The sequence below is a fragment of the Bradyrhizobium sp. P3_C3 genome (assembly GCF_056402655.1).
In genome coordinates, this window is the sequence record NZ_JBFUGY010000092.1 from 1 (window position 1) to 10,426 (window position 10,426).

Here is a 10,426-nt window from a genome sequence, read left to right on the forward strand (position 1 = left end):
GCGAGCTTCGAGCGCGCGCGATTGACGCGGCTCTTGATCGTGCCGACGGCACAGCCGCAGATCGAAGCTGCGTCCTCATAGGAGAAGCCGGAGGCGCCGACCAGGATCAAGGCCTCGCGCTGGTCTTGCGGAAGCTTCTCGAGCGCGCCGCGGAACTCCTCGAACTCGAGATGCGCGTTCTGCGACGGCTGCGTCTTCAGCGTCTTGGCATAGTTGCCCTCGGCATCCTCCACCTCCCGCCGCCGCTTGCGATAGTCGGAGCGGAACAGATTGCGAAGGATCGTGAACAGCCACGCCGGCAGGTTCGAGCCGGGCTGGAACGAGTCGATGTTGGCGAGCGCACGCAGAAGCGTTTCCTGCACCAGATCGTCGGCGCGATCCGCATTGCCGCTCAGCGAGATCGCGAACGCGCGCAGACTTGGCACGGCCGCGAGGATGTCGTCACGAAGGGAGTCCGTGAGAGGCATTAATCCCTCCCATTGTTGTCGTTGGAGCCCCTGTCAGGTTCCACTTGGGGTGCGCCTCCGGGCGCATCAAGCTTCTTGATCAGTTCCGCGAACCGGTCCGGAACCCCCTGCCGCACCACGTCGTCGTACATGGCGCGCAGCTGGTGGCCGATCCGGGACTGAATCTCCGGAGTGAGGCCTCCCTTGCCGGGGGTCGTGCTTTTGCTGGCTTGAGACTTGAGATCTTTCATGACCTGTTCCACGTTTCCCCGAGTTAAGTAACTGTAAAATCGAGAAGTTCTCTCAACCGGGAGCCGTTCCCTGAATAGGCACAATTCCAGGTTCGACAAAAAGTTCCCAGATAAGCGGAACTTTTCTTGGCGTGAGGCGTAGACAGCCCAGCAGGGGAACCCGGGCCTCCCCGCTTGTTGCGTGGTTCGTCAAGGTCGGCCCGAAGATGAATGGAGTGGGGATGTCCCGTTCGCAGCTTGTTGCTGAACACTTGCCGTTGTTGCGCCGGTACGCGCGCGCCCTGACGGGCAGCCAGGCCTCCGGTGACGCCTATGTCGCAGCCATGTTGGAAGCGATGCTCGGAGATCCGTCCGTGCTCGACGAGAGCCATGGTCCGCGCGCCGGCCTGTTCCGGCTGTTCACCCAGATCTGGAATTCGGTCTCCGTCAACGACGATGCCGAGGTGACGACCTTGCCGATGCCGCCGGAGCGGCGGCTGTCGAACATCACGCCGCTGCCGCGGCAGGCGTTCCTGCTGCTCTCGCTCGAGGGATTCTCGGAAGAGGAAGTCGGCTACATCCTCGGCACCGACGTCGCCGAGACGCGGCGGCTTGCCGATGCGGCGGGACGTGAGATGGCGGCCGAGATCGCGACCGACGTGCTGATCATCGAGGACGAGACCTTCATCGCCATGGATCTCGAAAGCCTGGTGAAGAATCTCGGTCACAATGTCGTCGGCGTCGCGCGCACCCATGCCGATGCGGTGGCGCTGGCCAAGAACAAGCGGCCGGGCCTGATCCTCGCCGACATCCAGCTTGCCGACGGCTCGTCGGGCCTGGACGCGGTCAACGAGCTGCTCCGCACCTTCGAAGTGCCGGTGGTATTCATCACCGCCTATCCGGAGCGCTTCCTGACCGGCGAGCGCCCCGAGCCCGCGTTCCTGATCTCAAAGCCGTTCCAGCCCGCGATGGTGTCGGCGGTGGCGAGCCAGGCGCTGTTCTTTCAGCGCAACTCGCGCAACCGCGCGCCGAAGGCGCCGGCGGCGTAAGGAAGCTTCTATTTGAACGGAGAATGGCGCGCCGCAAAGCGCGCCATTTTTTCGTTCGCCCACCCCTGCTCAACAACCTCGGCAGATGCTGTTGAGCTTGGCCTTCAACTTGGGTTCGTCCGCCCATGGCTCGACCAAGCGTTGCACTCCGTCGAGAGTCATGAAGATGGTCATCCGCTGGAGGTCGTCCTTGGCCTCGGAAGGCGGCTTCGGAAATGGTTCGCTTCGCTCCACCATTTTGAGAGCTGCCGCATCCAGGGGCGGGGAGCCTGTGCTTTCCACCAAAGCGTGCGAGATCAATTGGCCCGAGCGATTGATCACGAATGTGACGCCGGCATTGCCTATCTGACCCATCGCCTCCGGAGGAAGYACCCTGTGGCGCCAGACATGTTCAGTGGCCGCCTTGCGCCAGGCGGCCATGGCATCGTCATCCGTGAGCACGGGACTCGGCCTTAGCACTAACCCGGAAGGCTGCACCGGGAATTGACGGCGGTCGAAGACAATTGGCACTGTCAACGTGAATGACTCATCCTTGAGCTCCGAAGGCGGCGCCGGAAAGGGTTGGGCACGGGCGACGATCTGCAGCGCGGCAACGTCGAGCGGCCGAGAGCCGGTGCTCACGGCCAGAGCCTGCGAGATCAACCTGCCAGACCGGTCGATGACGAATGTGACCCTGGCTTCGCCGGTTTGCCCTAGTGCTTCAGCCGGAAATTGCCTGTAGCTGGCTATGTGGGCCGACAGCCTCGCCTTCCAGGCCGTCGCGCGTTCGGTCTGCACATCTGTCTGTGCGTGTATGGGGAAAACCGCCAACCATCCGAGAAGCGCGGCCAACAAGGGGAATTTCATCTGCATCGGTGCGGATACTAATCTCGGTCAGGTTGATTGCAAGGCTCGTTACCCGTATCGCGTTCACGCGGCTGTGGGCAATTCGAAGGGCCGGGAAGCCCGCTTGACGGCGGTCAAATTGCCTCGTTCATACGTCGGGTCGATGACATCAGTCGCGACCTCGAGCCGCCAGGAGATTTTTCATCATGGACCAGCAACTCCTCGATCGCCTCGCCATCCGCGACCTCGTCGAGAACTGGGCGGTGTGGCGCGACGCCGGCGACTGGGAGCGTTTCGCCACGGTCTGGCATGACGAGGGCTGGATGTCCGCCACCTGGTTTCAGGGGCCGGCGCGGGATTTCATGCGGGTCAGTCAGGAGGGGTTTGCCAAGGGCGTGCGCATCCTGCATTTCCTCGGCGGCACCAGCATCGATCTCGCAGGCGCGCGCGCCATTGCGCAAACCAAGATGACGATCTCGCAGCGTGCCCTGGTGCATGACGTGCTCTGCGACGTCGTCTGCACCGGTCGCTTCTACGATTTCCTGGAGAAGCGGCATGACCAATCAGGTATTGGCCAATGGGGCATCGTCCGCCGCCAGCCGATCTACGAGAAGGACCGGATCGACCCGGTCGATCCCGCCGCAACGCTTCAACTCGACCAAAAAGCGCTCGCCGCACTGCCCGAAGGTTACCGCCACCTCGCCTACATGCAGGAGCTGATCGGCTACAAGGTCAAGCGCGACATGCCGGGCCTGATCGGGCCTAAAGTCGAGAAGCTCTATGGCGAGGGGCGGGACTGGCTCGCGGGGAAGCCGAAGTGAGGCTCAGACAAAAGTAAGGCGCGACTGGCATCACCACAGTCGCGCCCTACGTCGCCGGCTTATGGGGCAGGGGGGAATAGCCGGCTGTTGAGACGACTCTCGGGCCTGAGAGTCGTTCCAGGCGGGTGAAAATTTTTTTGTGCGGCCTTTTTATGCGCCCTGCCGTGAATTTCGCACACGGTTAAGTGATCTTAACGGCTGAGAACTGCCGGTCCTCCCATCGCGTTGTTCCCGCGATCGCCATGGGGCGAGGGATCGACAGCCATGTTGCAGATGCAAAAGGTATTTTTGGGTGTTGTCGCGATTGCCGCGACGCTTGGTGCCGTCCAGGTCGGTGCCGTCCAGCTGGCCTCTGGCCATGATCTGGCCGACCGCTGGCAGGCGGTCGCCGACAGGCCCACGCAAGATGCGGGTCACAACGTCAACCGTTCCGGCAAGGCCGACCGGTTCGCCGACGTCAAGCAGGCCCCGGTTCCCACCCGCACCGTGTCGATGCGGCTGAACGATCTGGCCGAGACGTCGGTGCTGCTGCGGGTCCGCGCGGTCATCGAGACCGGCAACGCCAAGCCGCCGGTGCTGCTCCAGAACCGGAAGCAGGGTCCCAAGAGGCCGACGATTGCCTGCGAGCCGATGGTCAGCTCCCTGACCGAGGTCGCAAAGCTGCTCCAGCCCGGCCGCTGTGTGACCTGATTCTTCTTCGCCGCCCTTGGCCGCCACGGACAAATCGCCTTCCCGCCGGGAGGGCGATAGTTCACGTCCACTTGATCCCCTATCCCCTCGCGTTATATCCCGGGTTTCTTTCCCCTTTGATTGACCGGGTAAACGCATGACGACGTCAGATACGGCCGCGCATACGCAGCCTTTCCAGGCCGAGGTTTCCGAGCTTTTGCACCTCATGGTGCACTCCGTCTATTCCGAGACCGACATCTTCCTGCGCGAGCTCGTCTCCAACGCATCGGACGCCTGCGACAAACTGCGCTATGAAGCCATCGCCAGCCCGGCGCTGCTGGGCGAGGGCGACGCGCTCAAGATCCGGATCATCCCCAACAAGACGGCCGGAACGCTCACGATCGCCGACAACGGCATCGGCATGGAGCGCCAGGAGCTGATCGACCATCTCGGCACCATTGCCCGCTCCGGCACCAAGGCGTTCGTCTCGAAGCTGAAGGAGGCCAAGGACGGCCTCGGCCTGATCGGCCAGTTCGGGGTCGGCTTCTATTCCGCCTTCATGGTCGCCGAGAAGATCGTCGTCGTCAGCCGGCGTGCCGGCGAGAGCGACGTGTGGAGCTGGACGTCCTCCGGCGGCTCCGGCTTCGAGATAGCGCACGCAAGCGATGAGGAAGTGGCGCGCGTGGCACGCGGCACCGAGATCGTCCTGCACCTGAAGGACGACGCCAAGAAGTATCTCGAGACCTACGAGATCGAGCGCATCGTCAGTGCCTATTCCGACAACATCCTGTTCCCCATCGAGCTGGTGCCGGAAGAGGGTGAGCCGCGCCAGATCAACTCGGCGAGCGCGCTGTGGCAGCGCTCCAAGTCCGAGCTGACGGCCGAGGACTACAAGAAGGCCTATCAGCAGATCGCCTCCGCCTTCGACGATCCCGCGATGACGCTGCACTACCGCGCGGAAGGCCGCTATTCCTACGCCGTGCTGCTGTTCGCGCCGTCGACGAAGCCGTTCGACCTGTTCGAGCCGAACCGCAAGGGCCGGGTGAAGCTTTACGTCCGCCGCGTCTTCATCACCGACGATGCCGATCTGCTGCCCGGCTATCTCCGCTTCATCCGCGGCGTGGTCGACAGCGAAGATCTCCCGCTCAACATCTCGCGCGAGATGCTCCAGAACAATCCGCAGCTGGCGCAGATCCGGAAAGCAGTGGCGACCCGGGTCGTGTCCGAGCTCGAAAGCCTTGCCGACAAGGACCCGGAGAATTTTGCCAGGATCTGGGACGCCTTCGGCGCAGTGCTGAAAGAAGGCATCTACGAGGATTTCGAGCGGCGCGAAAAGCTGCTGTCCTTGTCGCGCTTCACCACCACCTCGGGCGAGAAGCGTTCGCTGAAGGACGTCATCGCCGGTTTCAAGCCGAACCAGACCGAGATCTACTATCTCGTCGGCGACAGCATCGAGCGGCTGAAGTCCAATCCGAGGCTGGAAGCCGCGACCGCGCGTGGCATCGAGGTGCTGCTGCTGTCGGATCCGGTCGACGCCTTCTGGACCTCGATGCCATCGGAGTTCGACGGCAAGCCGCTGAAATCGCTGAGCCAGGGCGATCTCAATCTCGATCTGATCCCGCGCACCGACGAGGCCGACGAGGCGAAGCAGGACGAGCCGCAAGCCGACGAGGCCGCCACCATCGCGGTGATCAAGGCCGCGCTCGGCGAGCGCGTCAGCGACGTCAAGGTCTCGACGCGCCTCACCAGCTCCGCCTCCTGCCTCGTCGCCGACAGTCAGGGCCCGAGCCGCGAGCTCGAGCGCATCCTGTCGCAGCAGAACCGCGGCATGCGCACCAAGCCGATCCTCGAGATCAATCTGCGCCATCCGCTGGTAACGGCGATCACCAGGGCGCAGGCCGGCTCCAGGGCGGTCGACGATCTCAGCCTGCTCCTGCTCGAACAGGCGCAGATCCTGGACGGCGAATTGCCCGAAGACCCTGCCGCGTTTGCGGCAAGGCTCAACCGGCTGGTCCTGCAGGGGCTGGGCGGGTAGCGCGCGCAGCGCACCCCGCTCACCTTGCCGTCATCCGCCGGAGGAACAGTCGCCTCCGGCGTGGTGTTATGCCATAGGAGGACGTCGGCTTGAGATCCGACGCCGCCATCGATTCGAGGATGTCTCCATGCGCCTGCCTGTCCTGACCCTCACCGCGATTGCCGCGCTGTTCGCGGCGGCAGATGCCGACGCCCAGACCTATGATCCGCGCTATCCGGTGTGCATGCACGTCTATACTTCGGGCGGCCGGGGCGGTGGCGGCGACTATTACGACTGCTCCTTCACCTCGATCCCGCAGTGCCGGGCCACGGCGTCGGGCCGCGCGGCGAGCTGCGATGTCAATCCCTATTACGCCTACAACGAACCGCCGCCGCCCCCGCGCAAGCGTCACAAGAAGGTGCAGTAGTTGTTCGCGATGCGGCACGCAGCAACATCCCTCATGCGTTTCTCATCCGGCCTGATCATCACCGTCGGCGCGCTGACCGCAGCTGCGCCGTCGCATGCGCAGACCTTTGATCCCAGCTTTCCCGTCTGCATGCACGTCTATTCCGGCGCGAACGGTGGCGGCGGGGAGTGGTACGATTGCTCCTTCACGTCGCTGCCGCAGTGCCGCGCCACGGCGTCGGGCCGCGCCGCGACCTGCGATCTCAATCCGTATTATCCGGTCAACGTTGCGCCGCCGCGCCCACGCTACAGGCGAAGCGGCTAGCGCCCACCACCCGTTCAGCTGCGAATCCGGCGGAGCATGCAGAACTAGGTGCCGTGAGGCGCCTTGTTGGCAGCGGCGACGATCGCGTCGGTCAATTGCCACGTCATCTTGTCCGTGGTCCAGTCGCTGGCGTGCAGCCTGGTGTCATCGCCCGGGTCGACCAAACGGTCGAACGAGATCCTTGCGACCTCGTGCCAGCCCTTCATCAGCGCGAAGCGGCGGAAGACGTTGACCTCTTTCTCGTACGCGATCTGGCTGATCGCCTCGACCATGGCGTCCGCTTTCTGGCGCTTGGCCGGTGTCAGCACCGCAGGCACATATTGAAGGTCCATCAGGATCACGTCGATCCGCTTCGCGCCGAGCAGCTGGTCGACACCCTCACGAATGGCCTTCGTGGTGTCCGCAAACGAGGGACCGTCGGCTTGCCACACCGAATTGGTGCCGACCTGCCAGATGACGAGATCGGGATTGAGATCGAAGACGTCGTGCTCGAACCGCTTCAGCTCCAAAGGAGCGTCTTCGCCGCCGACGCCCCGGTTGATCACCTCGATTCCGACATTTGGATATTTGATCCGAAGATCCGCCAGCAGCCGTTGCGGATAGGGAGCGATGCCTCCTTCGCCCGCCGTGGTCGACGAGCCGATCGCAACCACTCTGGCCTGCCCACCCTTCACGCGGCTGCCGAAATTCTCCAGGCGCTGGTCGAACGGCGCGGCCTGGACCGGAAACTCTGACGGATCGAGAGCCACGGGACGCCTCCCTTTCGTAGCCCTGACAACGCAGGGTAGAAAAGCATAGCCCGTTTGCCAGGGAGCGCCTAGCCTCGGCGAGGCCGGATCGCTACGCCTTCCTGACCCCAGACAAACTCGACCGCCTTGCGCCAGCCGTCGGTCCCCGCCGTCAGCACGCCGCCCAACTCGCCCGCGTCGGACGGCCAGAGTTAATCACGTACTAACCTGGCTTTACCTTGTCTCTTAACACCTGGGCAGGGCGCGCGAGCTAAGCTTGGGGAAACAGCAGATACGTTCCGAAAGAATGGACGGCATGACCACCGGCGTCATCGAGCAACCGAAAGTCGCGCGCGCACCTTCGGCTTCAAAGATCTGGCTGAAGGCGATCGAGCTCACCGCGCGCATCGAGACGCTGCCGGGCCGGCTGTTCGCCGACGTCGTCGACGATTGGGCGCAGCGTCAGCCCGCTCGCACCGCGCTGATCGCAGCTGAGACAACGATCGACTACGCAGGCCTCTCGAAGCGCATCAACCGCTATGCGCGCTGGGCGCGCACGGCCGGCGTGGCCAAGGGGGATACCGTCGCGCTGATCATGCCGAACGGCATCGACTATGTTGCCGCGTGGCTCGGCATCAGCCGGGTCGGCGGCGTGGTCGCGCTGATCAATACCAAGCTCGTCGGCCAGTCGCTCGCGCATTGCGTCGATGTAGCCAGGCCGTCGCATGTCATCGTCGCGCACGAGCTCGTAGAGGCGTTGGACGGCGCGTCGCCGCACCTGAAGACAGCAGCAAAAGTCTGGACCCATGGCGATGCCCGCAGCGAGCGCGCGATCGACGTAGCACTTGCCGCGCTCGAGGACGGGCCGCTCTCGCCGGACGAGCATGGCAATGTGACGATCAACGACCGTGCCCTGCTGATCTACACCTCCGGGACCACCGGCCTGCCGAAGGCGGCGAGCATCAGCCACCGCCGCATCCTCAACTGGGGCTTCTGGTTCGCCGGCCTCACCGGCGCCACGCCGCAGGACCGGCTCTATGATTGCCTGCCGCTGTTCCACTCGGTCGGCGGCATCGTCGCGCCGTGCAGCATGCTCGCCGCCGGCGGCTCCGTGGTGATCGCGGAAAAATTCTCGGCCTCGAACTTCTGGCCCGACATCGTGCGGCACGATTGCACGCTGTTCCAGTACATCGGCGAGCTCTGCCGCTACCTTCTGAAGGCGGCGCCGTCCGAATACGAGAACCGTCACCGCCTGCGGCTCGTCTGCGGCAACGGCCTGCGCGGCGACATCTGGGAGGATTTCCAGAACCGCTTCGCCATTCCTCGCATCCTCGAATTCTATGCGGCGACGGAAGGCAATTTCTCGCTGTTCAACGTTGAGGGCCAGCCGGGTGCGATTGGCCGCGTTCCGCCATTGCTCGCGCATCGCTTTCCGGCGGGGCTCGTCAAGCTCGATCCTGATAGTGGTGCACCGCTGCGCAACGAAGAGGGCTTTTGCGTTGCCTGCGCCAGGGGCGAGGCTGGCGAAGCCATCGGCCGCATCGGCACCGCGGATGAAGGCGGCGGCCGTTTCGAGGGCTATACCGACGCGGGCGAAACCGAGAAGAAAATCCTGCGCGATGTCTTTGCCAAGGGCGATGCCTGGTTCCGCACCGGTGATCTGATGCGGCTCGACGACAAGGGCTTCTTCCATTTCGTCGACCGCATCGGCGACACCTTTCGTTGGAAGGGTGAGAACGTCGCGACATCGGAAGTCAACGACGCCGTGCGCGATTTCACCGGCGTGATCGATGCCACCACCTACGGCGTCAGCATCCCCGGCACCGACGGCCGCGCCGGCATGAGCGCCATCGTCGTCAACGAGGGGTTTAATATCGAAGAGCTGCCTGCGCATCTGGCGCAGCGCTTGCCGGTTTACGCCCGCCCCGTCTTCATCCGTATCTCGCGCGAGCTCGACGCGACCGAGACGTTCAAGCAGAAGAAGGGCGAGTTGGCCCGGGAGGGCTTTGATCCCGGGCTGATAGGCGAGCCGCTGTTCATGCTCGACCCGAAATCCGGCGCCTATGTTGCCTTGGACGCGGACGTGCACGCAGGGATCATCGATGGCGCGATCAGGCTCTAGCCGCACGAAAATCCGCCAGATAGGTCCAATTTTATCTGAATTGTCCAAGAAGCCATTTACTTCTGTCGGGTAAACAACACGGGCCTTGGGGAGGCGGTCATCAAGAGCCGCTGCAACACGAACCATCAATAACAAGAGTGAGCCAGCCATGTCGGTAAGGTCTAAGGTCATCGAAGCGATCCAGCAGATCGCCAAGGAGCAGCACGTCACGCTTCCCGCACTCTCGGACGATCTGTCCCTGCACGAGACGGGCTTCGATTCCCTCGCCTTCGCAATTCTGGTGGCGCGCCTCGAGGACGAGACCGGCGTCGATCCCTTCACCATTTCCGAGGACGTAGCGTTCCCCGCCACCGTGGGCGATTTCGTGCGGGCCTACGAAAATGTCCCCGCGTGAGATTTTTGCGCTCCGCGACTATCTGAGCCCGGAGCTCAAGGGCCGCACGATCTCCGACGCCCATCATGTGGTGTCGCTGACGGACGTCCTGGGGCATACGGTTCTGGGCGGTCGCCTGCGTGAGCTGGCGGGCCGCTCTGTCCTGCTGAAGCTGTCGGACCAGCTCAAATCGGGCCTCGCCATGATCGAGCTCGATGGTGTCGCGCGGCGCATGCTGCTGTGCCCGCCCGATCTCAATCCGGCGCATCTCGACGCGCTGATCGCGGACGCCGAGATCGATGCTGTTGTCACCGACGAGCCCGCGCAATGGGACGCAAAGACAATCGCGCTCGTCGTCACCGCGCAATTGCCGCTTCAGGCCGCCACGCCGGCCAGGACCAAACGCGCCACCGAATGGC

General features: G+C 63.8%; 12 protein-coding genes and 1 pseudogene. 9 read left to right on the top strand and 4 right to left on the bottom strand.

The window, feature by feature from the left end; all coding sequences use genetic code 11:
• Both AC1DW2_RS42575 and AC1DW2_RS42580 read right to left on the bottom strand, forming a co-directional pair.
• On the bottom strand, positions 1-467 hold a 467-nt coding region (locus AC1DW2_RS42575; RefSeq protein ID WP_477009083.1), incomplete at its 3' end, for a sigma-70 family RNA polymerase sigma factor.
• On the bottom strand, positions 467-697 hold the full coding sequence (locus tag AC1DW2_RS42580) for a NepR family anti-sigma factor (protein ID WP_063986724.1): 231 nt from the start codon (positions 695-697) through the stop codon (positions 467-469). The genes AC1DW2_RS42580 and AC1DW2_RS42575, both read right to left, overlap by 1 nt.
• Positions 698-918: 221 nt before the next feature.
• Here AC1DW2_RS42580 and AC1DW2_RS42585 point away from each other — a divergent pair, with 221 nt between their 5' ends.
• Positions 919-1,725: a response regulator gene (locus tag AC1DW2_RS42585; RefSeq protein WP_014491706.1), complete on the top strand. Its 807-nt coding sequence runs from the start codon at positions 919-921 to the stop codon at positions 1,723-1,725.
• Between the two features lie 69 nt (positions 1,726-1,794).
• Here the strand turns inward: AC1DW2_RS42585 and AC1DW2_RS42590 are convergent, their stop codons facing one another.
• Entirely contained in the window at positions 1,795-2,577 is a 783-nt protein-coding gene (locus AC1DW2_RS42590; RefSeq protein WP_354114540.1) for an energy transducer TonB family protein, read from the bottom strand.
• 179 nt (positions 2,578-2,756) lie between these two features.
• On the opposite strand from AC1DW2_RS42590, the gene AC1DW2_RS42595 reads away from it, so the two are divergent.
• The 5 genes from AC1DW2_RS42595 to AC1DW2_RS42615 all read left to right on the top strand — a co-directional run bounded on the left by AC1DW2_RS42595 (position 2,757) and on the right by AC1DW2_RS42615 (position 6,784).
• Positions 2,757-3,371, top strand: coding sequence for a nuclear transport factor 2 family protein (locus AC1DW2_RS42595; protein WP_477009084.1), 615 nt, complete (start codon positions 2,757-2,759; stop codon positions 3,369-3,371).
• A gap of 264 nt (positions 3,372-3,635) precedes the next feature.
• On the top strand, positions 3,636-4,061 hold the full coding sequence (locus AC1DW2_RS42600) for a hypothetical protein (RefSeq protein WP_071909388.1): 426 nt from the start codon (positions 3,636-3,638) through the stop codon (positions 4,059-4,061).
• Positions 4,062-4,197: 136 nt separating this feature from the next.
• Entirely contained in the window at positions 4,198-6,075 is a 1,878-nt protein-coding gene (htpG, locus tag AC1DW2_RS42605) for a molecular chaperone HtpG (RefSeq protein WP_354114542.1), read from the top strand.
• A 127-nt stretch (positions 6,076-6,202) separates the two neighbouring features.
• Complete coding sequence (locus AC1DW2_RS42610; protein WP_354114543.1) at positions 6,203-6,481, top strand: DUF3551 domain-containing protein; 279 nt, start codon at positions 6,203-6,205, stop codon at positions 6,479-6,481.
• A gap of 33 nt (positions 6,482-6,514) precedes the next feature.
• Positions 6,515-6,784, top strand: a complete 270-nt coding sequence (locus AC1DW2_RS42615) for a DUF3551 domain-containing protein (RefSeq protein WP_085398975.1) — start codon at positions 6,515-6,517, stop codon at positions 6,782-6,784.
• 44 nt (positions 6,785-6,828) lie between these two features.
• Here AC1DW2_RS42615 and AC1DW2_RS42620 read toward each other — a convergent pair whose 3' ends face one another.
• On the bottom strand, positions 6,829-7,533 hold the full coding sequence (locus tag AC1DW2_RS42620) for an SGNH/GDSL hydrolase family protein (RefSeq protein WP_354114544.1): 705 nt from the start codon (positions 7,531-7,533) through the stop codon (positions 6,829-6,831).
• A gap of 286 nt (positions 7,534-7,819) precedes the next feature.
• Here AC1DW2_RS42620 and AC1DW2_RS42625 point away from each other — a divergent pair, with 286 nt between their 5' ends.
• The 3 genes and pseudogenes from AC1DW2_RS42625 to AC1DW2_RS42635 form a co-directional block, all read left to right on the top strand.
• Complete coding sequence (locus tag AC1DW2_RS42625) at positions 7,820-9,634, top strand: long-chain-acyl-CoA synthetase (protein ID WP_354114545.1); 1,815 nt, start codon at positions 7,820-7,822, stop codon at positions 9,632-9,634.
• Positions 9,635-9,782: 148 nt separating this feature from the next.
• Positions 9,783-10,028, top strand: coding sequence for an acyl carrier protein (locus AC1DW2_RS42630; protein ID WP_014491754.1), 246 nt, complete (start codon positions 9,783-9,785; stop codon positions 10,026-10,028).
• Positions 10,015-10,426: pseudogene (locus tag AC1DW2_RS42635) on the top strand (long-chain fatty acid--CoA ligase); the annotation flags it as partial. The gene AC1DW2_RS42630 and the pseudogene AC1DW2_RS42635, both read left to right, overlap by 14 nt.